Source organism: Mammaliicoccus sp. D-M19, assembly GCF_022386695.1.
Classification (GTDB): domain Bacteria; phylum Bacillota; class Bacilli; order Staphylococcales; family Staphylococcaceae; genus Mammaliicoccus; species Mammaliicoccus sciuri.
This window is the reverse complement of record NZ_JAJNHW010000001.1, coordinates 259505-283278: the sequence shown is the minus strand read 5'-3', so window position 1 is coordinate 283278 and position 23774 is coordinate 259505. Positions and strand designations below refer to the sequence as shown.

Sequence of the window (23774 nt, the reverse complement as noted above, 5' to 3'; positions counted from 1 at the left end):
GGAAAGCTTTTTAAATTAGTAGTGTTTTTTAATTAAGAAGTGCGCAGTATCTGGGCGATCAGTTACAATCGTATGTGCACCTTTTTGGATTAAATCGTCCATTGTATCGATTTGATTTACAACCCAATAAGCAACAGATATATTAAGTGATGTTAAAAATTGAATGAAACCTTCAGAGTCTAACGGAAGACCTTTAGCTTGTGTTGGTATTTGGAATGTATCAGATTTAGGTTGATACGTATGACCATATCCTGATTGATAAGCTAAGAAAGCTTTTGCTACTTCGCTTTGTCCTGTCCCCAACGCAATAGAATCTTGAGCATATAAATTAAAGCGATCAATTTGTTCATCATAGAAACTCGTAATATTAACACGATCTTCAGCTTTAAGTTCTGTAATTAAACGGTATAAGTGAGAAGGTGCTAAACTACCGCTATATGACTCAGGATGATCTTTAATATCTATATTTACTAAGACATCTGGATATTCAGTTAATAGCTCTTTTAAAGTGACGATTTTAGCTTTTGCATCTCCTCTATAAGGATGCTCGTTATTAATATCTTTGAAGTGGTAACCGAAATCTAATTGGCGTAGTTCTTCTAATGTATGATCACCTATATACCCTGAACCGTTACTTGTACGATCAACAGTGTTGTCATGTGTTACGACAAGTACTTCATCTTTAGTAAGTCGAACGTCTACTTCAAATCCAGTTACTTCGTATTTTAGTGCATGATCAAAAGCTAAGCGTGTATGTTCTGGTCTTAACGCCATGCCTCCACGATGAGCGAATACATAAGGAGCTGGTTGTGTAAAGAATGGTTTAATCGTACGTGGTTTAACGTTTGATGTTGCTTTTGTCACAATCCAAGAACCTGCAACAATGCCTCCGATAAGACCTGTTGTTTTTAATAAATTAATTTTTGACATGTTATCCTATCCTTTCGAAATGCAAATAAAGACTTATATATATTCTATCAAATTGATTTAAGATAAGAAAGCAAGTCACATACGCTTGAAGTTATCTTCTTTCATCATTTTATAGAAAGTGCTAATATAAAAATAAAAAGCGTTAGGAGGTTATTTTGATGGAATTAGTAGAACGAATAAGTATTGTCGTATATTTAAAAAATATGAAACATGAACGACAATTACGCAAGTTTGGTAATATATACTTTGCACATAGAAAAGAACAATACGTCATGTTATATACAAATGAAGATAAAATAGATGACACTGTTCAACATTTAATGAAACTAAAATATGTTAAAGATGTAAAAGTCTCACCATTTAAATATGTTAAAAGAGATTACTCTAATTCGAATACGGACAAAAAAGAGTATTTAAACTTTTAACTATTGAAGCGGTGGCAAGTATCTTTCAAGTCTTAATACACCTTTTAAATAGGCGAAGTAAAGTTCATCTTCAGCGAAATCAGCACGAGATTTAACATCTAGACCTTTAACTTGTATGTGATATGCATTTGCCCATTCATTGATTAAATCAAACTTCTTATTTGAATCAGGGTAAGGATATTTAATACCTTCCATTATCATGTAAATCGCTTGGAAATGTTGACCTTTAGTAGGCTTCATAATGATACAAGCTGAAGATAGTTTCTCCTTAGATAATGGTGTATGTAACATAATAATGTCGGAAATACGTTCATGGTTATATTCGATTAACGTTTGAAATTCAAATAAATCAGTTAGACCATGACCGATGACGATAAATGATTGTTTCATTTTTATAAACCTCGTTTTCGTTTAAATACTATATGGATAAGTATAAATAATAATTAATAATAAAGAAAGTGATGATTAACAGTGAGAGTAATAGGTGGAAAATACAAGAGACTTCATATAAAAACAATAGATGGTCAATCAACGAGACCGACAACAGATAAAGTGAAAGAGAATATCTTTAATGGCCTTCAAGATTTAGAAGGTATTGGGTTAGATTTGTTTGCTGGCAGCGGCGGACTTGGTATCGAAGGATTATCTAGAGGTTTAGATAAAGTGATTTTTGTGGACGGTAATTTCAAAGCGACTAAAATGATAAAAGAAAATTTAAATACATTACATATATCTGAAACTCAATACGAAGTTTATAAAAATGATGCAATTAGAGCGTTAAAAGCTTTAAATAAGCGCGCCATTAAGTTTGATTATATATTTCTAGATCCACCTTATAGGAAATCGCTTATAGATCAATCATTAGAAAAAATTCAGGCGTTTGACTTATTAAATGTAAATGGTACAATAATTTGCGAATTTGATAAAAGTGAAGACATAGATACGGGTGCGTTTAAAGTTCTTAAAAAGTATGAATATGGACTGACGCATGTTATGTTGCTAACAAAAGGAGAAGACAATGACTAAGAGAATAGCAGTTGTTCCAGGTAGCTTTGATCCAATAACATTAGGACATATTGATATTATTAAGCGTAGTGCTAAAATTTTTGATGAGATTCATGTTTCTGTATTGAAAAATGGTTCTAAAAAAGGCTTATTTAGTACAGAAGAGCGTGTTGAATTGATTAAAGAAGCGGTACAAGATGTACCAAACATAGTGGTTCATTCATTTCATGGTTTACTTGTAGACTTTTGTAAAGAAATAAATGCTAACACGATTGTAAGAGGATTAAGAGCTGTTAGTGACTTTGAGTATGAAATGCAATTGACATCTATGAATAAAAAATTAGATGACGACATTGAAACATTATATATGATGACAAATAATCATTATTCATTTATAAGTTCGAGTGTTGTGAAAGAAGTTGCTCAATTTGACGGCGATATTTCGGAATTTGTTCCTGAAAATGTGAATAAAGCATTGAAAGAAAAAATTAAAAATAAAGAGTCATAATAAAAAACACATGCATATGTCATGCGTTTTTTATTATGACTGGTTTATTAAAATCAGTATCAGAATCACCTGAAATATATTGATATAAATCTGTTGCTTTTATTTCATTTGTGAAGTGAATAGCAGTTTGTTTATTAACATTTGTGACGATAGGTAATGGACATTCATCTTTAATAGATTTTAAATAAGCTTGTCCTTTTTTAGACATTGCAAGTACACGTATCGCAGTTGGATTATAATCAGAAACTTGTTCATTCGTAACGTTTAACAAAATTGCGGTTAACAAGCGTTGTATTCTTGTCCACGTATATCTTTTAGATTTGAGTTTTTGTACAAACATTTCAAAGTTCATACTATCTTTAATTTCTTTTTTTACTTTGAATTCTAATCCTTCAGTCATCATATATATGTTTCTCAATTCTTCATGAGTAGCTCTTAATAATGTCCATTTTAAAAATGGGAAAAAGTGATCCCAGTTGACTGCATGAGCGTGCTTTAATATATTTGAACTTGTTGTCGGTAAACTTAATTGATATGTATCGTCATGTTTGAAATAGGCGTTACGTATAGAAGTCGCACTTGAAATGTGTGTCGTTTCGTTTAAGTGAGCATCTAAATACATATTGTCTTTTCTTTTAATTGTTGTCGGTTCTATTGCTAAGTTATGTTGCATAATATGTTTCACATATTCAATTGCGAGTAAATTATTTGAACCTTTAAGCATTTGATTATGAGGTATTAATTCTGAAATGATTCTAGGATGTGATTTACCTTCTTTAAGCATTTGCTTATATTTATCACTTTTAGATACTTGGTTTATTTCGTGTATGACCTTTTTAATATCATCAATATTTCCTGATTCACTACCGAAAGATAATGTGTTACATCCAAGTTGTTCTGCTATTTGAACGCTGCCTTTAGCAAATAAATCACCAGATGATATGGCATATAAAAGAGGCAATTCAATAACTAAATCTACATATTGAATAGCCATTTCAGCCCGCTTGAACTTACTTAAAATTGCTGGTTCTCCACGCATTGTAAAAGAACCACTCATAATAGAAATAGCAACATCACTTTCTGTTAATTTTCTAGAAGATTCTGCGTGATATACATGCCCATTATGAAATGGATTATATTCTGTTATTAAAGCAACGCTTTTCATTTGCATTTCCTCCCATTTCACTTCATCATAAGTATTGTATCAGATAATGAATGTTAAGAAAAAATCTTGACAAACATTGTCGTTAAGGTTACAATAATTTTTGTGTTTGTAAGAGGTGAACCCAGATGAAGTGGTCAATAACACAACTTAAAAAATACCAAAACGAACCATTTACTTTTGATAAAGAAATCGATATGAAATACCTTATTGATAGGGTAGATGAACTTATCGATATATCTCCAATAAAAGTAACAGGAGACGTTCAAGTGCGAATGCATGAGATAATTGTCAATCTTGACATTAATGGTGTATTGACGTTACCATGTGCCCGTACTTTAAAGCCAGTAGAGCTACCATTTGATACTACATCAGTAGAAATATTTGAGCTAGATGAATTTAGTGAAAGTAATAATGATGATGACGAATTGAGACATAAACTCGAAGGCGGCATGATTAATTTATTACCAATCATTGAAGAACTTGTTATTTTAGAGAAACCGTTACAAGTATTCTCTGAAGGTAGCGAAGATATTTCAATGGCAGGCGATGGTTGGGAAGTTATTGGCGAAGATCAAATTGAGTCAACCGAAGATTCAGAACAAGAAACTGAAAAGAAAGTTGATCCAAGACTTCAAAAATTACAACAATTCTTCGATGACGAAAAATAATCGGAAAAGTGTTTATAAAATTTAAGGAGGAATAAGACATGGCAGTTCCAGCTAGAAGAACTTCAAAAACAGCTAAAAGAAAACGTCGTACGCATTTCAAAATCTCAGTACCAGGTATGGTAGAATGTTCAAACTGTGGAGAAATGAAATTATCTCACCGTGTATGTAAAGCATGTGGATCATACAAGGGTAAAGAAGTCGTTTCTAAATAATAATTAATATTTAAACACCTAAACTAAGGTGCTTAAGACTGTCATCAATGTCTTTGACTTTGTTGGCAGTCTTTTTTCGTTTATAATAATTTTATATCATAATGAGAAGATGAGGCGTTACTATGGAAGAAATTACTTCAGTTCAAAATAATAAAATTAAACAAATGAATAAATTAAAAAAGAAAAAAGAACGTGTTAAACAAGGACAATTTCTTATTGAAGGCTTTCATTTAATCGAAGAAGCTTATCATAGTCAACTGACTATCGTTACGTTATTAGCAGTAGATTATGCAAGAGTTGATGAGAAAATTGTTGAATATGCAAAGGAAGCATATGTCATTAACTTTAAAGTAGCGGAATCATTATCAGACACAACGACACCTCAAGGTATATTTGCGGTTGTTGAGATGCCTACATATGAAACGAGTAATTTTAAGCAAGTCCTTGTATTAGATAGAGTTCAAGATCCAGGTAATATGGGCGCATTGATTCGTAACGCTGACGCTGCAGGTATGGACGCTGTTGTTTATTCAAAAGGTAGTGCAGATCCGTATCAAGATAAAGTATTACGTGCTTCACAGGGTAGTGTCTTTCATTTACCAGTTGTTGAGGAAGATATATTTGAATTTATGGAACAATTTGATGGCGAAACTTATGGAACAAGTCTTCAAAATGCAGTTGAATATCGAGAAGTAAAAAGTCATTCAAACTTTGCATTAATTATGGGTAATGAGGGGGCAGGCGTTGATTCAGCAATACTTGAACAAACGACCAAGAATCTTCATATACCGCTATATGGCAAAGCTGAAAGTTTAAATGTCGCTGTTTCTTGTGGTATCTTGCTTTATCATTTGAAAGGTTGACCAATTATATAATATTTAATATAATGATTTCATAATCAATATGAGCTTACAAAAGGACGTAAATTAATGTTTACACATGACAAGGGAATGGATTCGAGACTGAAAAATCCTATGTTGTAACTTAATTTTTTTCATCTTTTTAGCTACTTAAAGAAATTTAAGTCGGAATGTAGATCCGTTATCAACATATAAGTGTATGCATAACTATGTATAAATTTGGGTGGTACCACGGAAGACTTCGTCCCTCTATATTTGAGGAGGCGAAGTCTTTTTTTCGACCAAAATAGGAGGATATATATGTCATTACGAGAAAAGTTATCTGAATTAAGACAAGATGCGCTTGTAAGAATTAATGAAGCAAAAGCAGAAAGATCATTACAAGACGTGAAAGTAAATTATTTAGGTAAAAAAGGCGTTATTACAGGCCTTATGAAAGAAATGAAAGAATTACCTAAAGAAGAAAGACCAGAATTCGGTCAACTTGTGAACGAAGTACGTAAAGCTGTTGAGAAAGAAATCGAATCTAAACAAGTACTTTTAGAAGAGGAAGCATTAAACCAACAATTAGAGAATGAAACAATCGATGTAACGTTACCTGGTAGAAAAGTAAGTTTAGGTGCGAAACATCCACTAACTAAAATCAATGAAGATTTAGAAGATTTATTTATTGGTTTAGGTTATGAAATCGTTGAAGGTTATGAAGTAGAATCTGACTATTATAACTTTGAAGCACTTAATTTACCAAAGTCTCATCCAGCGCGTGATATGCAAGATACTTTTTATATTTCAGAAGAAATCTTAATGCGTACACATACATCACCTGTACAAGCGAGAACTTTAGAAAAACGTAATGGTGTTGGACCAGTTAAAATTATCTGTCCAGGTAAAGTTTACCGTAGAGACTCTGATGATGCGACACACAGTCATCAATTCACACAAATTGAAGGTTTAGTCGTAGCTGAAAATATCAAAATGAGTGACTTAAAAGGAACATTAGAATTATTAGCACGTAAATTATTTGGTAAAGATCGTGAAATTAGGTTAAGACCAAGTTTCTTCCCATTCACTGAACCGTCAGTCGAAGTAGATGTGTCATGTTTCAAATGTAAAGGTAAAGGATGTAACGTTTGTAAACAAACAGGTTGGATAGAAGTTCTTGGTTCAGGAATGGTACATCCAAATGTATTAGAAATGGCAGGATTTGATTCAAATAAATATTCTGGATTTGCTTTTGGTTTAGGACCAGACAGAATGGCAATGTTGAAATATGGAATTGAAGATATTAGACATTTCTATACAAATGACGTGAGATTTTTAGAACAATTTAAGCCTGTAGAAGATGGTGGTGAAGCATAATGTTAGTAAGTAAAGAGTGGTTAAGTGAATATATAAATATAGATGCTAATACTGAAGATTTAGCTGAGAAAATTACAAGAAGTGGTATTGAAGTTGATAGTGTTACACATTATGGAGACGATATTAAAAAATTAGTCGTTGGATATGTGCTTTCTAAAGAAAAACATCCAGAAGCAGATAAACTGAATATTTGTAAAGTGGATGTAGGTGAAGAAGACCCCGTACAAATCGTTTGCGGTGCACCAAATGTAGATAAAGATCAATATGTCATCGTTGTAAGAGTAGGTGGCCGTTTACCTGGTGGCGTTAAAATTAAAAGAGCTAAATTACGTGGTGAAGTATCAGAAGGTATGATTTGTTCATTACAAGAAATAGGTATCGATGCAAATGTGATGCCTAAAAAATATGCAGATGGCATTTACGTCTTCTCAAACGAACCAACGCCTGGTAGTGATGCACTAGAAGCATTATTATTAAATGACGATGTATTAGACTTTGATTTGACACCAAATAGAGCAGACTGTTTAAGTATGCTTGGTGCTGCGCATGAAGTAAGTGCATTATATGGCAATGACATACAATACCCAAATACTTCTTTAGATGAATCTGAAGAACAAGCTAGTCAATCATTATCAGTGACTGTTCAAGATCAAGAAGGTGTTCCATTTTATGCAGCGAGAGTTGTTAAGAATGTAACAATTGCTGCATCACCATCATGGATGCAGTCTAGATTAATGAAAGCTGGCATCCGTCCAATTAACAACGTGGTAGATGTTTCGAATTACGTACTTTTAGAGTATGGTCAACCGTTACACATGTTTGATCAAGATCAAATTGGGTCAGATCAAATTGTTGCACGTTACGCACATGAAAATGAAAAAATCACGACATTAGATAATGTTGAGAGAGAACTACTAACTTCAGACCTCGTTATAACAAACGGTGAAGAACCAATTGCAATCGCTGGTGTAATGGGTGGCGATTTCTCAGAAGTTACAGAAAACACTCAAAATGTCGTAATCGAAAGCGCATTATTTAATGCTACAAATGTTAGACAAACATCAAGACGATTAGGCTTAAGAAGTGAAGCTTCAAGCAGATTCGAAAAAGGTATTGCGAGTGAAAGAGTACTTGATGCTTTAGATAGAGCAGCAAAATTATTACAAGATATTGCTGGTGGAACTGTGTTAAGCGAAGTAGTATCAGACGGTACTTTACCAGAATTGTCTCGTACGATAGACATTACGACACAAGATGTTAACCAATTAATCGGTTTCGATCTTTCTACAGATGAAATTAATACAATATTTAATCGTTTAGGATTTGAAACGATTGTATCTGAAGATGCCTTTAAAGTAGAAGTGCCATCAAGAAGAAATGATATTTCGATTAAAGCGGACTTAATCGAAGAGGTTGCGCGTATTTATGGATATGATCAATTACCTTCGACATTGCCAAACTTTGATAATGCAACTGCTGGCTATTTAACCGATAACCAATTGAAGACACGAAAAGTTAAAGAAATTCTTGAAGGTGCTGGATTAGACCAAGCGATTACGTATTCATTAGTTCGTAAAGATATCGCTCAAAACTATACTATAGAACAACAAGAAGTTGTAGAACTTATGATGCCTATGAGTGAAGATCAAGCTGTATTACGTCAAAGTTTATTACCTAGACTTGTTGACGCTACACGTTATAATGTAGCACGTAAAAATAAAAACGTTGCTTTATATGAACTTGGTAAAGTGTTCTATAGTAACGGAAAAGATCAATTACCAACAGAAATTGAATTTTTAAGTGGTATTTTAACAGGACAATATACAGGTAACAAATGGCAACAAAAAGATGAGCCAGTTGATTTCTTCTTAGTAAAAGGTATTGTAGAACGTATTGCAGAACAATTAAATTTAACGTTCACATATGAAGCGACGACATTAGACTTATTACATCCAGGTAGAACAGCATACGTTAAATTAAATGAAGAAGTTGTTGGTTTAATAGCAGAGCTACATCCTAAAGTTGAAAAAGAAAACGACTTAGACCGCACTTATGTGTTTGAATTAAACTTCACAAAAATCTTAAAACAACCTGTCGGCAAAATTGAATACGAAGCTATTCCGAAATTCCCAGGAGTTTCAAGAGATATTGCACTTGTTGTTAACACAGAAGTTACGGCAGCTACACTTATTCATACAATCAATGAAAATGGTGCAGATATATTAAATCACGCAGAAGTATTTGACGTTTATGAAGGTGAACATATGGAACCAGGCAAGAAATCGGTCGCAATTCGCTTAGATTATTTAGACGTTAATGAAACACTAACAGAAGATAAAGTTTCAGCAGTACACGAGCAAATCTTAACAGCATTAGAACAAAATGGTGCTACATTAAGAGCATAAGAGATATAAATAAAAACACAGCAATCTGAAGATTCATATCAGGTTGCTGTGTTTTTATATTATTTTTTTCTTTTGTTTGTTGAATTTGTAAGTTGTTTACCGATAAACCAAATTAAATAGCAAATAATGATTAGGGCAAGAATGACTTGCCAACTGAATGTGATAAGTAACATATTAATTTCTCCTTTTTCGATTAATAAGGTCTAATACTTTATCTCTATTTTTAAAATGTGTTTTCGTAATTTTATCTAACTGTTGCATGTCATATTTTTGGACGATTTTTGCTGCTTCTAGATCTACTTTATTACTTGCACCTTTAGGAATAATGACATTTAAAGATTTTGCTAATTGATCCATGTGTTTAACAAATGCATATCTTGCGATAATACTTGCTGCTGCAATTGCGATTGATTTTGATTCACCTTTTGTTTCAAAGTGTGTAATGTCTTTACGTGGCATATGACCAATAATATATCGCTCATATGTGCTTGCTTGCACGAACTGATCAATCACAATTTGTTCTAATTCTTGTTCGTCTATTCGTGAGATGACATTTTTAATAGCTTGATTGTGAAGGACTGCTTTCATCTTAACTTGGCTCCAACCTTCTGATTGCTTTGTATTGTAGTTGGGATTATCAAGTACAATTAGAGAATGAGGGCATATTTGTATTATTTGTTCAGCTAGTTCTACAATTTTAGGGTCAGTTAAAGACTTGGAGTCCATCACACCAATTTCTTTTAAAATTTTAGCGTTTTGTTTAGATACGTATGCTGCACATACTGTGAGTGGTCCAAAATAATCGCCACTTCCTGCTTCATCACTACCAATTGTATTATGTATATCAAATTCATATTTTTTTGTAACAGTTGTTGCTTTAGATGGTGATGACGTAATGTTTTGTTTAAGTACTTCACTTGCTACTTGTTCTGCATCTTTACCTTGAAACATTATTTTTTTTGAACGGTATATTTGGACTTGTGTACTTTTTATTTTCTTGCGGGCTAAAGTGCCAGTTGGTAAGTTCTTTGTTTCCATATTATATTGTTTTATAAGTTGATTGATTGTATTGGAGTCAATTGTTTTTACGATGTTTGCCACTTTTAAGTCCTGCCTTTTTAATTTTTTCTATAAATAGAGTAGCATAAATTTATGATATAAACGAATTTTCTCAAATCAAGTTGGTGGATATTCATACACAAATGAACTTATGTCATGTATAATATAGTATGATTACATATATAGAAATCCATTTATAATTTGAACAGGGGTAGTATAATGAGTGAAAATAAAAATAGAGTGACAGTGGTTATAAATGATCAACATTATACAATTATTGGTGAAGACGATCCATCACATATTCGATATGTAGCTGGTAGAGTGGATGAAAAGTTGCAAGCGCTCGGGCAATTAAATGCAGGCTTGGATACAACGCGTAAATCTGTTCTTACAGCTGTTAATGTTATGCATGAATATGTTAAATTAGAAGAAGAAAATGAAAAGTTAAGAGAAGAAATCAAACAATTAAAAAATAAAGGACATTTAGAATGATAACATTACTTATATTTTTATGTTTAATTATAGGTGTCATCATTGGATATAGACGTAGTTTAGTATTACAATCATTACATTCTATCGGCACGATTAGTTCATTGGTGATTGCCAGCATTTGTTACGCACCATTTAGCAAGCAATTGCATTTAATATTACCTTACCCGAGTGCGTCTACAGAAGGTAAGAATGCAATATTTAATAATATTAACAATGAGAATGCATTTTATAATATTATGGCGATTCTCATTTTATTTGTTTTCACTAAAATAATTTTACAAATTGTAGCAACAGTATTTGATTTTTATCATCAAATGGAATTTGGCGGTAAATATGCAAGGTACTTTGGTATCGTACTTGGATTTATAGAAGCGTATTTAGTTGTGATTATCATATTAGCAGCATTTGCAGTTATTCCTGTAGCACCTTTTATAGATGCATTGCAACAGTCTTCTATTGGAAATGCAGTATTAACAAAGACACCATTCTTATCTGAACAATTAGTAAAATGGCTTTCAAATTAAATGAATTCATATTGAAAAAAGTCATGGGAGAACCTATGACTTTTTTTACGGAGGAATAGACATGTTAACAAAAAAAGATATCGTAAAAATGTTAGAAACAATTGCAATATACATGGAAATTAAAGGTGAGAATCCATTTAAAGTATCCGCATACAGAAAAGCGAGTCAATCATTAGAAACAGATGAAAGAACGTTAAATGAAATTGAAGATGTGACATCTTTAAAAGGAATTGGTAAAGGTGTAGGCGATGTCATAAATGAATATATAGATAATGGGACGCAAAGTTATTTAGATGAGTTAAAACAAGAAATTCCAGAAGGACTCATTCCATTACTAAAAATACCTGGATTAGGTAGTAAAAAAATTGCGAAATTATATAAAGAATTAGATATAAAAAATAAAGAAGATTTAATCAAAGCGTGTGAAAATAATCAAGTGTCTGAATTACCAGGCTTTGCGAAAAAGACTGAACAAAAACTTCTTGAAGAAGCAAAAGTGTTAGGTCAACGACCTGAAAAATATTCAATCAATACTATGATTAAAGCACATGAAGTTATTAATCAATTTTTAGATAATATTGAAGACATTAATCAATATCAAGTTGCAGGTAGTTTCAGAAGAATGAAAGAAATGAGCAAAGACTTAGATTATATTATTTCGACTGAAGAACCTACAAACGTACAACAAGCTCTGCTCGAGTTTCCAGATATTAAAGAACAAATTGCTGTTGGACAAACGAAAGTTTCACTAGATTTACAAATTGAAGATGATGTTATTGGTGTTGATTTTAGACTGATTCAACCAGAAGCTTTCTATCATACATTGCAACATTTTACAGGTTCAAAAGATCATAATATTAAAATTAGACAACTTGCTAAACAAAAAAATGAAAAAGTAAGTGAGTACGGCATAGAAGAAGCAAATGGTAACATTATTACTTATCAAAGTGAAAAGGAAATTTATGATCATTTTAACGTGTCATATATACCACCAACAATGCGTGAGGATGGTACAGAATTTGATAAAGATATTCAAGATATCATTCAGTTAGAAGATATTAACGGTGATATTCATATGCATACAACTTATAGTGATGGTGCTTTTAAACTTGAAGAAATGATTGAAGCGGCAATTGAACGTCAATATCAATTTATTTGTATTACAGACCATTCTAGAAGTTTAGCAGTAGCAAATGGATTATCTATTGAACGTTTATTGGAACAAAACGAAAAAATTAAAAAACTGAATGAATCGTATAAAGAAATCGATATTTATAGTGGTACAGAAATGGATATTAAACCAGATGGTAGTTTAGATTATCCAGATGACGTATTGAAAGAATTAGATTATGTTATTGCAGCAATTCATCAAAGTTTCAATCAATCTGAAGAAGAAATTATGAATAGACTTAGAACTGCATGTGAAAATCAATATGTGAGACATATTGCACATCCGACAGGTAGAATTATTGGTAGAAGAGAAGGATACCGTCCTAATATTGATGAACTTATTAAAATGGCAAGAGAAACTAATACAGTATTAGAACTGAATGCTAATCCACAACGATTAGATTTAAACGCTGACGTATTAAAAAATAATCCTGACCTAATGATTACAATCAATACAGATGCCCATCATATTGATCATTTTGATTTCATGAAATATGGTGTTGGGACGGCTCAAAAAGGTTGGGTTAAAAAATCACAAGTGATTAATGCTAAATCACGTGAAGCATTTAAAAAATGGATCCAATTAACAAAATAAAGTATTAAAAGAAGAGGGAAGATAATATGAATGAGAAAACATTAAAAGTTCTTGAATATCCCTTAATTATTCAACAATTGTCTACTCATGCGACAAGTGATATTGCTGAACGTATTATTAACGAACTTAAACCAAGTGATGAACTTGAAACAGTTCAGCAAAGCATAAATGAAACAGACGAAATGACTCAAATTTATAATAAACATAGAGTACCTGGTTATTCAGGCCTAAAAGATATTAAGTCTTATGTGAGACGTGCAGAAATTGGCAGTTTGTTAAACGTTGAAGAATTAAACCAAATTAAACGTAATATTCAAGTTCAAAATAGATTCAAAACATTTTACGCAAGTATCGTTGATGAAGATGAAGCAATCCTTTATCCAAATATCGATGGTTATGTAGCGCAATTGCCAGTTTTAAGTGAATTGCTTAATCAAATAAATGAACAGTGTGACGAACACGATTTGTTTGATACGGCAAGTCCGAAATTAGCTGAATTGAGACATCAAATTAAAAAAACGAACGATCGTATTAAATCGAGATTAGAGCAAATGGTTAGATCTTCAGCTAATCAAAAGAAATTATCGGATTCAATTGTAACGGTTAGAAATGATAGACATGTACTTCCGGTTAAAGCAGAGTATCGTCAAGATTTTAATGGTATCGTACATGATCAATCAGCATCTGGACAAACATTATATATTGAACCAAGTGCAATTGTTGAAATGCATAATCAAATCGCTCAAGTTAAAGCTAAAGAAAAAGAAGAAAAAGATAGATTGTTATATATTCTGACAGAACAAGTTAGCGAAGTAGGCTATGAATTAATTTCAAGCACAGAAGTTATGGGGCATTTAGACTTTGTAACAGCAAAAGCTAAATTTGGTGCAACTATTAAAGCTACTAAACCAATCATATCTGAAGATAGAGCGATATATTTACCTAAAGCAAGACATCCTTTAATTAATCAATCAGAAGTGGTCAGCAATACGATTGAATTTAAAGAAGATATTAATGCTGTTATTATTACAGGTCCTAATACAGGTGGTAAAACAGTCACTTTAAAAACAGTTGGTCTAATCACGTTAATGGCACAATCTGGTTTGTTAATTCCTACATTAGATGGCGCAATTATAACGATATTTAAGAAAGTATTTTGTGACATTGGTGATGAACAATCTATTGAACAATCGTTATCGACGTTTTCATCACATATGAAAAATATCGTCAATATTATTGATCAAGCGGATAAAGACTCATTAATATTATTTGATGAATTAGGAGCAGGGACTGATCCTAGTGAAGGTGCAGCATTAGCAATGAGTATTTTAGATTATACGATTGAAAGAGATGCTTTAATCATGGCTACAACACATTACCCTGAACTTAAAGCATATAGCTATAATCGAGAGAAAGTGATGAATGCGAGTGTTGAATTTGACCTTGAAACTTTAAGACCAACTTATAAATTATTAATGGGCATACCAGGACGTTCAAACGCATTTGAAATTTCTAAAAAATTAGGGCTTAAAAATGAACTCATCAATCATGCAAAATCACTGATTGGTCAAGATGAAAAAGAAATCAATGTCATGATAGAATCACTTGAGAAAAATGCTAAATCTGTTGAAAATGATCGTATTGAAGTTGAAAAATTAAAACAAGAATCTATAGACTTGCATCAATCATTAACACAGGAATTACAACGATTTGAAAACTTCAAAACACAATTGATGGATGAAGCGAGAAATAAAGCCAATCAAGAAGTTAAACAGAAGACTGAAGAAGCGGAAACAATCCTTCAAGAACTTAGAGATATGCGAGATAATTCAGCTGCAAATGTAAAAGAGCATGAACTCATTGAGCGAAAGAAACGACTTGATAATCAATATACATCTCAATCTCTGAAACAAAATGTTAAGAAAGAACGTCACGATAAGATTGAAAAAGGTGATGACGTTAAAGTATTATCATACGGTCAAAAAGGTGAAGTTATCGATGTAATCAGCGATGAAGAAGTAGTAGTTCAGATGGGTATACTAAAAATGAAAATAGAAGTAAAAGATTTAGAAAAAATAGATAAAAAGAAACAACAACCAAGTAAAGTTGTTCCTAGAACGAATCGATCTACTATAAAAATGGATTTAGATTTACGTGGTTACCGATATGAAGATGCTATGTTAGAATTAGATCAATATATCGATCAAGCAGTACTTTCTAATTACGGTACAGTAAACATTATTCATGGTAAAGGTACAGGTGCATTACAAAAAGGTGTAGCTGACCATCTTAAAAAACATCGTTCTGTAGATTCATATCGTACAGGTATGCCTTCAGAAGGTGGATTTGGTGTTACAGTTGTAACATTGAAATAAGGAGGAAACATATTGGATAATTTTGATATGTATAAACTAGCTAAAGTATTACTCGTTATTTCTGCTTTAACATTTATAGCAGGTATTGCATACTTAATATTTTTATAAGGAGGAATTTTCTTGATAAATACAAATGTTGAAAACCACGTTCTTTATATACAATTAAATCATGGCCCGGTAAATGCTTTAAATGAGGCAGTATTAAATAGTATTATTGAAGCAATTGAAACAGAAGGATTCGATGAAGATGTGAAAGTCATCGTTATAAAGGGTAATGAAAAACGTTTCTCTGCAGGTGCAGATATTAAATCATTCCCAGAACTAACTAAACATGAAAGATTAGATTTAGCTTCTACAAGTGCTAAATTATTTAGATTGATTAAGACATGTCATAAGCCAGTTATTAGTTCAATTCATGGTGTTTGTTTAGGCGGTGGCTTTGAACTTGCTTTAGCATGTGATATGAGATTAATCACGAAAGATACAAAAGTAGGATTACCTGAAATTAATTTAGGTATATTCCCAGGCTTTGGTGGTGTTAGACGATTATCAGCTATGGTAGGTCAACATAAAGCATTACAAACTGCGTTAACAGGTAAGAATATCAATTTAGATGAAGTTAAACATTTATTTAATGAAATAGTAGAAGATAAAGAAGCACTAGAACAGGCTACTGAAAAATTAGCTAATACTATCGCTTCTAAATCTTTAGACTCTATCAAAGTTATTAAGCAAATGTCTAATTTAGATTTATCATTAGAAAGTGATCAAATTGAAGAAAGGCATTTCGTTGATATTATTGAAAGTGACAATGCAAAAGAAGGTATTGATGCATTTATGAACAAAAGAAAACCTGAATTTAAGTGATTGCTAATATAGTTCATATCAAGTACAATACACTTTGAGCAAACAACATGCATTGCAAAATAAAGCGTGCTATACTCTCATTATCATAAGTTAACAAGGAGGATTTTTCCAATGGCATTATTAAAAGCAACAGATGCAAATTTCGATGAACAAATTAAAGAAGGCGTTAGTTTAGTGGACTTCTGGGCACCATGGTGTGGACCTTGTAAAATGATCGCGCCAGTATTAGAAGATTTAGCTAAAGACGTTGAAGGTAAAGCTAACATCGTTAAATTAGACGTAGATGAAAACCAAGCAACAGCAGCTAAATACGAAGTTATGAGTATCCCAACTTTAATCGTATTTAAAGATGGCGAAGCTGTAGATAAAGTAGTAGGTTTCCAACCTAAAGAACAACTAGAACAAGTATTATCTAAACATTATTAATCGTTATAACCTATGATTAATCCAAACTGTCTACAAAGCATATGACTTTGTAGGCAGTTTTTGTGTGATGATAGATATTTATATAGAACGTATGTTTTGGTCAATGTAAATTTTATTGATATAATGAATTTAAAAAGGTAGGTGATAAAGGTGGAAGACTACCAAAAGAAAATTAAGCAAAAACTTGATGTATTACCAACGGAGCCTGGATGTTACATCATGAAAGATAGACAACAAACGGTTATATATGTTGGAAAAGCTAAACGATTAAGAAACAGAGTTCGCAGCTATTTCACAGGTGCACATGATGAAAAGACAACTCGGCTCGTAGGTGAGATTAGAGATTTTGAATTTATCGTGACTTCAAGTGAAATAGAATCTTTATTACTTGAACTTAACTTAATCAAAAAACATCAGCCACGCTACAATATATTATTAAAAGATGACAAAAGTTATCCATTTATAAAAATTACAAAAGAAAAACACCCTAGACTTATCGTGACGAGAACTGTAAAAAAAGATTCGGGTAAATACTTCGGACCATACCCAAATGCTTATGCTGCACATGAAACGAAAAAATTACTAGATAGAATTTATCCATTAAGAAAATGTGTCACAATGCCAAATAAAGTATGCCTGTATTATCATATTGGACAATGTTTAGGACCATGTGTATATCCAGTCGAACAAAGTCAGTATCAAACAATGATTAAAGAAATTACTGATTTTCTAAATGGCGATGACAAAACGATTGTCAATGATTTGAACGAGAAGATGAATCAAGCGAGTGAAGCATTGAAGTTTGAGGAAGCAAAAGAATACCGTGATTTAATACAACATATTGAAATGTTAAATTATAAACAAAATATGATGTCAGCGGACATGACGATGAGAGATATATTTGGCTATTCTGTAGATAAAGGGTGGATGTGTATTCAAGTATTCTTTATTAGACAAGGCAAACTAATTGAAAGACAAGCATCTATGATACCCATTATTCAAACAGCAGAAGAAGAATTCTATACATTTATCGGTCAATTCTATTCTTTAAACCAACATTTAACACCAAAAGAAATTCATATCCCGAAGAATTTAGACATAAAAACAGTTGAATCAGTTGTTGATTCAAGAGTGATTCAGCCTAAAAGAGGTCAGAAGAAAGAAATGGTGGATCTTGCTATAAAAAATGCGAGCATCTCACTTAAAAATAAATTCGAATTAATTGCGAAAGATGAATCTAGAACTGTCAAAGCTATCGAGAACTTAGGTGAGGCAATGGGTATTCAAACACCGATTAGAATTGAAGCATTTGATAATTCTAATATTCAAGGTGTGGATCCAGTCTCTGTTATGATTGCTTTTGTGGATGGTAAACCAAGTAAAAAAGACTATCGTAAATATAAAATTAAATCCGTTAAAGGGCCAGATGATTACAAGTCTATGCAAGAAGCAGTTCGAAGAAGATACACAAGAGTATTAAAAGAAGGTCTACCAATACCTGATTTGATTATTGTCGATGGTGGTAAAGGTCATATGTCTTCAGTTAGAGATGTATTAGAAAATGAACTAGGACTTGATATACCCATTGCAGGGCTAAGTAAAAATGATAAACACCAAACCTCAGAATTATTGTATGGATTACAAGCTGAAATTATACCACTAAAGAAAAATTCACAAGAATTCTATTTACTTCAACGAATTCAAGATGAAGTACACCGATTTGCAATTAGTTTCCATAGATCAACACGACAAAAAACAACACTTAAGTCAGCTTTAGATGAAATAGAAGGTATTGGACCAAAACGTAAACAAACCTTATTAAAACATTTCGGTTCAATTAAAAAAATGCGAGAAGCACATTTAGAGGATTTTGTGAAAATTGGTGTTCCTAAAAAGGTTGCTCAAAACCTAGTAGATAAGCTTAGTAAATAAATGGTAAAATTACAACAAAAAATCTATATATTTGGGTGTGAGAATAATTCTCATGCCCAAATTCATACTTAATGATGTTACAATATACATGTAAATGCTCATCGAATTTTTTTTGGGATGTATGTAATCGTTTTCAGATTATTATGTTCTTAATATAACGATAGGGCCATAGATTAAAGTTAGGGGGGACTTCTTTTGGCGTCAAGCGAAAAACAGTTTATTTTACGTCGTATTCATTCATTATTAGGTGTAATTCCTATAGGAATATTCTTAATTCAGCATTTGGTTATTAACCATTTTGCAACGATAAGTCCAGAGGCTTTTAATAAAGCATCAGATTTTATGTGGAACTTACCATTTAAAATTGTATTAGAAGTTGTAGTTATTTATATTCCTATACTATTCCACGCTATTTATGGATTATACATAGCGTTTACAGCTAAAGAAAACGTAGGAAGACATTCACTATTTAGAAACTGGATGTTCTTATTACAACGTATAACTGGTATCATATCATTTATTTTCATAGCTGTTCATGTATATCAAACACGTATTCAAGCTGCATTAGGACATCACGTTGACTTTGATATGGTTTCAGATATTTTATCTAATCCAATTTCTGTAACGCTTTATGTTATTGGTGTATTAAGTGTTATATTCCATTTCTCAAATGGTTTATGGTCATTCTTCATCACTTGGGGAATTACACAATCACCAAAATCACAACGTATTATGACTTATGTGACTTTATTTGTATTTATCGTAATTAGTATCATTGGCTTAAGAGCTATTTTTGCATTCGTATAGGATTTATACTTTTTAGGGGAGTGACAATTTTTATGGCAAACAACAAAATCATTGTTGTCGGTGGTGGTTTAGCTGGACTAATGGCAACTATTAAAGCTGCTGAACAAGGTGCACAAGTTGATTTATTCTCATTAGTTCCTGTTAAACGTTCACACTCTGTTTGTGCTCAAGGTGGTATTAATGGAGCTGTCAATACTAAAGGTGAAGGTGACTCTGTTGACATTCACTTCGATGACACAGTGTATGGTGGAGATTTCCTCGCTAACCAAACACCTGTAAAAAATATGACTGCAGCAGCACCTAGTATCATACATTTATTAGACAGAATGGGTGTTATGTTTAACCGTACACCAGAAGGTCTTTTAGATTTCCGTCGATTCGGTGGTACTTTGTATCATAGAACTGCATTCGCAGGTGCAACAACTGGACAACAATTATTATATGCATTAGACGAACAAGTTAGAAGTTTCGAAGTAAAAGGTTTAGTTACGAAATATGAAGGTTGGGAATTTTTAGGGATAGTTAAAGATGAGGAAGATGCCGCACGCGGTATTGTCGCTCAAAACTTAACTGACTCTAAAATCGAATCATTTGGTTCAGATGCTGTTATTATGGCAACAGGTGGACCAGGTATCATATTTGGTAAATCTACAAACTCAATGATTAATACAGGTTCAGCAGCCTCAGTTGTTTATCAACAAGGTGCTAAATATGCAAATGGTGAGTTTATTCAAATTCATCCAACTGCAATTCCTGGTGATGATAAATTAAGATTAATGAGTGAATCAGCTCGTGGTGAAGGTGGACGTATTTGGACGTATAAAGACGGTAAACCTTGGTATTTCTTAGAAGAAAAATATCCTGATTATGGTAACTTAGTACCTCGTGATATTGCGACTCGTGAAATATTCGATGTTTGTGTGAACCAAAAACTTGGTATCAACGGTGAAAACATGGTTTACCTTGATTTATCACATAAAGATGCACATGAGTTAGATGTTAAGCTTGGTGGTATAATAGAAATATATGAAAAATTCACTGGTGACGACCCTCGTAAAGTCCCAATGAAAATTTTCCCAGCAGTTCATTATTCAATGGGCGGTATCTGGGTAGACTTTGATCAAATGACGAATATTAAAGGTTTATTCGCTGCTGGTGAATGTGACTATTCACAACACGGTGGTAATAGATTAGGTGCAAACTCATTATTATCAGCTATTTATGGTGGTATGGTTGCAGGACCAAATGCGGTTAAATATGTTAAAGATATCGAAAAATCATATACAGAAATAGATGAAGAAATTTTCCAAAAACGCATAAATGAAGAACAAGAAAAATTCGATCATTTATTACAACTTAAAGGTACAGAAAATGCATATAAGTTACACAAAGAATTAGGAGAAATTATGACTGCCAATGTTACAGTTGTTCGTCATAATGATAAACTTCTAGAAACAGATAAGAAAATTGTTGAGTTGATGGAAAGATATCAAAATATTGATATGGAAGATACATCTACTTGGAGTAACCAAGCTGTATTCTTTACGCGTCAATTATGGAATATGTTAGTACTAGCAAGAGTTATTACGATTGGTGCTTATAATCGTAACGAATCACGTGGTGCGCATTACAAACCAGAATTCCCAGACCGTAATGATGAAGAGTGGTTAAAAACAACGATTGCTCAATATAGAGGACCTAAAGAAGCACCAGAATTTTCATATGAAGAAGTGGATATTAGTCACATTAAACCTCGTAAACGTGATTACTCTAAGAAATCTAAAGGAGGTAAATAATTATGGCAGACACTCAAACAGTTGAAAACAATGCACAAGGTCAAAACCAAGAAAACAAAACGATTTCTATCATTATCAAACGTCAAGAAAATGATAAATCTCAACCTTATGAAGAAAAATTTGAAATTCCATATAGACCAAATATGAACGTTATTGCAGCTTTAATGGAAATCCAAAGAAATCCGATTAAGTCAAATGGTGAGAAGACGACACCAGTAACTTGGGATATGAACTGTCTTGAAGAAGTTTGTGGTGCATGTTCTATGGTTATTAACGGTAAAGCGCGTCAATCATGTTCAGCTATTATTGATCAATTGGAACAACCAATTAAACTTGAACCAATGAAGACCTTCCCAGTTATTCGTGATTTACAAGTTGACCGTTCTCGTATGTTCGATAACTTGAAAAAAGTTAAAGCATGGGTACCAATTGATGGTACTTATGACTTAGGACCAGGGCCACGTATGCCTGAGAAGAAACGTCAAACAGCATATGAACTTTCTAAATGTATGACATGTGGTGTGTGTTTAGAAGTTTGTCCGAACGTAAACGTGAATAATAATTTCATGGGTGCTCAAGCAATTTCTCAAGTTCGTTTATTCAACTTGCATCCAACTGGAAGCATGACTAAAGATGAACGTATTAAAGCACTGATGTCTGATGGTGGTATACAAGAATGTGGTAGTTCTCAAAACTGTGTAAATGCTTGTCCGAAAGGTATTCCTTTAACAACATCAATCGCAGCAATGAACAGAGAAGCTACTTTCCAAATGTTTAAATCATTCTTCGGTTCAGATCACGAAGTAAACTAATAAAGATATGAAAGAGGCTGGGACATAATTTTATGTCCTAGCCTCTTATTTGTTTATTTATAAAACTTAAAGGCCAATTCATTAACTGCATATAAGCGTATGTGTTATTATTATTAATATAAGTTTGATGAGAAAAGAGGTACAAACAACTATGGAAGAAATTACAAAACAGATTGAATATTCGTTAAGACATATAGTAGAAAGAACGAAATTAAAATCAAGAGGACAATTAAAGGTTTATGATATCACACCACCTCAATTTATAGCTTTACAATGGCTCAATGAGCATGATCAAATTACAATTGGTGAATTATCTAAACGTTTATTTTTAGCGTATTCTACTACTACAGATATCGTAGATAAACTCGAGAAAAAAGAACTCGTTCAACGAATTCAATCTGAAAAAGATAAAAGAGTATTCCACGTCAAGTTATTAGAAAAAGGCATGGCACTTATTGACGAAGTTGTTCAAGCGAGACAAATTTATACTGAAGATCTTCTTTCTATTATGGAAGATAAAGATAAAATAAAATTTAATGAAGCTTTAGAAATTATGTTAAAAAGAATGCGAAGTGAAGATGAATGAATAAACCAATTGGTGTAATTGACTCAGGGATTGGTGGTTTAACAGTTGCTAAAGAAATCATGCGACAATTGCCAAATGAGACGATATTTTATTTAGGTGATATTGGAAGGTGTCCATATGGCCCGAGAACAAGAGAAGAAGTTAAATCATTTACAATTCAATTAGCTAACTTTTTAGTTGAAAAAGATATTAAAATGTTAGTTATCGCATGTAACACAGCTACTGCGGTTGCTTTGAAACCTTTGCAAGATATGTTATCAATACCCGTGATTGGTGTTATTGATCCAGGTTCAAGAACAGCAATTATGACAACTAAAAATAATCGAGTGCTTGTTCTTGGTACAGAGGGAACAATTAAATCTGAAGCATATAGACGAAGTATTAAATCTATTAATCCTCAAGTAGAAGTTAAAGGAGTCGCTTGTCCAGGATTCGTTCCTTTAGTTGAACAAATGAGATATAAAGATCCGACGATTACGAGTATTGTTATCCATCAAACTCTTAAACAGTGGCGATATGATGATTCTGATACAGTTATATTAGGATGTACACATTATCCATTATTATACGATGCGATTCATCAATATTTTGATGATGGCAAGACAATCATATCTTCAGGTTTAGAAACAGCAAGAGAAGTAAGTGCATTATTGACTTTTAGTAATGAGCATTCATATTATACACCAAATCCGAAACATCAATTTTTTGCAAATGGTGATGTTGAACATATCACGAGAACGATAAAAGAATGGCTACATATAGAAGATGCTCAAGTTGAACGAATAACATTGTAAGG

24 protein-coding genes are annotated in these 23774 nt (G+C 32.4%); 20 read left to right on the top strand and 4 right to left on the bottom strand.

The genetic code is table 11. From position 1 onward, the window contains the following. Positions 1-15: 15 nt before the first annotated feature. Entirely contained in the window at positions 16-930 is a 915-nt protein-coding gene (locus LQ675_RS01495) for a glycerophosphodiester phosphodiesterase family protein (protein WP_048542289.1), read from the bottom strand. 158 nt (positions 931-1088) lie between these two features. On the opposite strand from LQ675_RS01495, the gene LQ675_RS01490 reads away from it, so the two are divergent. Continuing rightward, positions 1089-1355, top strand: a complete 267-nt coding sequence (locus LQ675_RS01490) for a DUF2129 domain-containing protein (RefSeq protein WP_037587474.1) — start codon at positions 1089-1091, stop codon at positions 1353-1355. On the opposite strand, the gene LQ675_RS01485 is transcribed toward LQ675_RS01490, so the two are convergent. Continuing rightward, positions 1356-1745 carry a DUF7147 family protein gene (locus tag LQ675_RS01485; protein ID WP_025904643.1) on the bottom strand — a complete coding sequence of 130 codons (390 nt, stop codon included), beginning with the start codon at positions 1743-1745 and terminating at the stop codon, positions 1356-1358. It lies immediately after the preceding gene. An 81-nt stretch (positions 1746-1826) separates the two neighbouring features. Here LQ675_RS01485 and rsmD point away from each other — a divergent pair, with 81 nt between their 5' ends. Both rsmD and coaD read left to right on the top strand, forming a co-directional pair. Continuing rightward, positions 1827-2381 carry a 16S rRNA (guanine(966)-N(2))-methyltransferase RsmD gene (gene rsmD, locus LQ675_RS01480; RefSeq protein WP_048542292.1) on the top strand — a complete coding sequence of 185 codons (555 nt, stop codon included), beginning with the start codon at positions 1827-1829 and terminating at the stop codon, positions 2379-2381. After that, complete coding sequence (gene coaD / locus LQ675_RS01475; protein WP_037587476.1) at positions 2374-2868, top strand: pantetheine-phosphate adenylyltransferase; 495 nt, start codon at positions 2374-2376, stop codon at positions 2866-2868. Before rsmD ends, coaD begins: the two co-directional genes overlap by 8 nt. Positions 2869-2887: 19 nt before the next feature. Here the strand turns inward: coaD and LQ675_RS01470 are convergent, their stop codons facing one another. Continuing rightward, positions 2888-4033 (bottom strand): nucleotidyltransferase, encoded by a 1146-nt coding sequence (locus tag LQ675_RS01470; RefSeq protein ID WP_239726772.1) that lies wholly within the window; start codon positions 4031-4033, stop codon positions 2888-2890. Positions 4034-4158: 125 nt separating this feature from the next. Here LQ675_RS01470 and LQ675_RS01465 point away from each other — a divergent pair, with 125 nt between their 5' ends. From LQ675_RS01465 to pheT, 5 genes are all read left to right on the top strand, one after another. Next, entirely contained in the window at positions 4159-4701 is a 543-nt protein-coding gene (locus LQ675_RS01465; protein ID WP_025904639.1) for a YceD family protein, read from the top strand. A 38-nt stretch (positions 4702-4739) separates the two neighbouring features. Then, positions 4740-4913: a 50S ribosomal protein L32 gene (gene rpmF, locus LQ675_RS01460; protein ID WP_025904638.1), complete on the top strand. Its 174-nt coding sequence runs from the start codon at positions 4740-4742 to the stop codon at positions 4911-4913. A gap of 122 nt (positions 4914-5035) precedes the next feature. Beyond that, complete coding sequence (locus tag LQ675_RS01455; RefSeq protein WP_048542295.1) at positions 5036-5776, top strand: TrmH family RNA methyltransferase; 741 nt, start codon at positions 5036-5038, stop codon at positions 5774-5776. Positions 5777-6073: 297 nt separating this feature from the next. After that, positions 6074-7132 carry a phenylalanine--tRNA ligase subunit alpha gene (gene pheS / locus LQ675_RS01450; RefSeq protein WP_048542297.1) on the top strand — a complete coding sequence of 353 codons (1059 nt, stop codon included), beginning with the start codon at positions 6074-6076 and terminating at the stop codon, positions 7130-7132. Then, entirely contained in the window at positions 7132-9537 is a 2406-nt protein-coding gene (pheT, locus tag LQ675_RS01445; RefSeq protein ID WP_239726783.1) for a phenylalanine--tRNA ligase subunit beta, read from the top strand. Before pheS ends, pheT begins: the two co-directional genes overlap by 1 nt. Before the next feature lie 174 nt (positions 9538-9711). On the opposite strand, the gene rnhC is transcribed toward pheT, so the two are convergent. Then, on the bottom strand, positions 9712-10638 hold the full coding sequence (gene rnhC, locus LQ675_RS01440; protein ID WP_481817157.1) for a ribonuclease HIII: 927 nt from the start codon (positions 10636-10638) through the stop codon (positions 9712-9714). A gap of 177 nt (positions 10639-10815) precedes the next feature. Here rnhC and zapA point away from each other — a divergent pair, with 177 nt between their 5' ends. The 12 genes from zapA to racE all read left to right on the top strand — a co-directional run bounded on the left by zapA (position 10816) and on the right by racE (position 23772). Further along, positions 10816-11088: a cell division protein ZapA gene (gene zapA / locus LQ675_RS01435; protein ID WP_025904633.1), complete on the top strand. Its 273-nt coding sequence runs from the start codon at positions 10816-10818 to the stop codon at positions 11086-11088. Beyond that, positions 11085-11612, top strand: a complete 528-nt coding sequence (locus tag LQ675_RS01430) for a CvpA family protein (RefSeq protein ID WP_048542302.1) — start codon at positions 11085-11087, stop codon at positions 11610-11612. The genes zapA and LQ675_RS01430 overlap by 4 nt, the downstream gene beginning before the upstream one ends. Positions 11613-11673: 61 nt before the next feature. After that, entirely contained in the window at positions 11674-13377 is a 1704-nt protein-coding gene (gene polX, locus LQ675_RS01425; protein WP_048542304.1) for a DNA polymerase/3'-5' exonuclease PolX, read from the top strand. A gap of 26 nt (positions 13378-13403) precedes the next feature. Next, a complete protein-coding gene (locus LQ675_RS01420; RefSeq protein WP_239726786.1) occupies positions 13404-15752 on the top strand; it encodes an endonuclease MutS2 in 2349 nt (782 codons plus the stop codon). Between the two features lie 120 nt (positions 15753-15872). Continuing rightward, positions 15873-16619, top strand: coding sequence for an enoyl-CoA hydratase/isomerase family protein (locus tag LQ675_RS01415; protein WP_239726789.1), 747 nt, complete (start codon positions 15873-15875; stop codon positions 16617-16619). Positions 16620-16730: 111 nt separating this feature from the next. Further along, positions 16731-17045, top strand: a complete 315-nt coding sequence (gene trxA / locus LQ675_RS01410) for a thioredoxin (protein WP_025904628.1) — start codon at positions 16731-16733, stop codon at positions 17043-17045. Positions 17046-17195: 150 nt separating this feature from the next. After that, positions 17196-18977 (top strand): excinuclease ABC subunit UvrC, encoded by a 1782-nt coding sequence (gene uvrC, locus LQ675_RS01405; protein ID WP_048542309.1) that lies wholly within the window; start codon positions 17196-17198, stop codon positions 18975-18977. A gap of 195 nt (positions 18978-19172) precedes the next feature. Beyond that, on the top strand, positions 19173-19784 hold the full coding sequence (locus tag LQ675_RS01400; RefSeq protein WP_048542311.1) for a succinate dehydrogenase cytochrome b558 subunit: 612 nt from the start codon (positions 19173-19175) through the stop codon (positions 19782-19784). A 32-nt stretch (positions 19785-19816) separates the two neighbouring features. Continuing rightward, positions 19817-21580: a succinate dehydrogenase flavoprotein subunit gene (gene sdhA / locus LQ675_RS01395; protein WP_107601787.1), complete on the top strand. Its 1764-nt coding sequence runs from the start codon at positions 19817-19819 to the stop codon at positions 21578-21580. A 2-nt stretch (positions 21581-21582) separates the two neighbouring features. Then, positions 21583-22392, top strand: coding sequence for a succinate dehydrogenase iron-sulfur subunit (gene sdhB / locus LQ675_RS01390; RefSeq protein WP_037587502.1), 810 nt, complete (start codon positions 21583-21585; stop codon positions 22390-22392). Between the two features lie 127 nt (positions 22393-22519). Then, a complete protein-coding gene (locus LQ675_RS01385) occupies positions 22520-22978 on the top strand; it encodes a MarR family winged helix-turn-helix transcriptional regulator (protein WP_075577841.1) in 459 nt (152 codons plus the stop codon). Continuing rightward, a complete protein-coding gene (gene racE / locus LQ675_RS01380; protein WP_239726791.1) occupies positions 22975-23772 on the top strand; it encodes a glutamate racemase in 798 nt (265 codons plus the stop codon). Before LQ675_RS01385 ends, racE begins: the two co-directional genes overlap by 4 nt. Positions 23773-23774 lie beyond the last annotated feature (2 nt).

What these genes read in the sequence shown, in the direction of transcription:
- LQ675_RS01495 (WP_048542289.1), bottom strand. Translation starts at nt 930, where the DNA reads ATGTCAAAAATTAATTTATTAAAAACAACAGGTCTTATCGGAGGCATT.
- LQ675_RS01490 (WP_037587474.1), top strand. Translation starts at nt 1,089, where the DNA reads ATGGAATTAGTAGAACGAATAAGTATTGTCGTATATTTAAAAAATATG.
- LQ675_RS01485 (WP_025904643.1), bottom strand. Translation starts at nt 1,745, where the DNA reads ATGAAACAATCATTTATCGTCATCGGTCATGGTCTAACTGATTTATTT.
- coaD (WP_037587476.1), top strand. Translation starts at nt 2,374, where the DNA reads ATGACTAAGAGAATAGCAGTTGTTCCAGGTAGCTTTGATCCAATAACA.
- LQ675_RS01470 (WP_239726772.1), bottom strand. Translation starts at nt 4,033, where the DNA reads ATGAAAAGCGTTGCTTTAATAACAGAATATAATCCATTTCATAATGGG.
- LQ675_RS01465 (WP_025904639.1), top strand. Translation starts at nt 4,159, where the DNA reads ATGAAGTGGTCAATAACACAACTTAAAAAATACCAAAACGAACCATTT.
- rpmF (WP_025904638.1), top strand. Translation starts at nt 4,740, where the DNA reads ATGGCAGTTCCAGCTAGAAGAACTTCAAAAACAGCTAAAAGAAAACGT.
- LQ675_RS01455 (WP_048542295.1), top strand. Translation starts at nt 5,036, where the DNA reads ATGGAAGAAATTACTTCAGTTCAAAATAATAAAATTAAACAAATGAAT.
- pheS (WP_048542297.1), top strand. Translation starts at nt 6,074, where the DNA reads ATGTCATTACGAGAAAAGTTATCTGAATTAAGACAAGATGCGCTTGTA.
- pheT (WP_239726783.1), top strand. Translation starts at nt 7,132, where the DNA reads ATGTTAGTAAGTAAAGAGTGGTTAAGTGAATATATAAATATAGATGCT.
- zapA (WP_025904633.1), top strand. Translation starts at nt 10,816, where the DNA reads ATGAGTGAAAATAAAAATAGAGTGACAGTGGTTATAAATGATCAACAT.
- LQ675_RS01430 (WP_048542302.1), top strand. Translation starts at nt 11,085, where the DNA reads ATGATAACATTACTTATATTTTTATGTTTAATTATAGGTGTCATCATT.
- polX (WP_048542304.1), top strand. Translation starts at nt 11,674, where the DNA reads ATGTTAACAAAAAAAGATATCGTAAAAATGTTAGAAACAATTGCAATA.
- LQ675_RS01420 (WP_239726786.1), top strand. Translation starts at nt 13,404, where the DNA reads ATGAATGAGAAAACATTAAAAGTTCTTGAATATCCCTTAATTATTCAA.
- trxA (WP_025904628.1), top strand. Translation starts at nt 16,731, where the DNA reads ATGGCATTATTAAAAGCAACAGATGCAAATTTCGATGAACAAATTAAA.
- sdhA (WP_107601787.1), top strand. Translation starts at nt 19,817, where the DNA reads ATGGCAAACAACAAAATCATTGTTGTCGGTGGTGGTTTAGCTGGACTA.
- sdhB (WP_037587502.1), top strand. Translation starts at nt 21,583, where the DNA reads ATGGCAGACACTCAAACAGTTGAAAACAATGCACAAGGTCAAAACCAA.
- LQ675_RS01385 (WP_075577841.1), top strand. Translation starts at nt 22,520, where the DNA reads ATGAGAAAAGAGGTACAAACAACTATGGAAGAAATTACAAAACAGATT.
- racE (WP_239726791.1), top strand. Translation starts at nt 22,975, where the DNA reads ATGAATAAACCAATTGGTGTAATTGACTCAGGGATTGGTGGTTTAACA.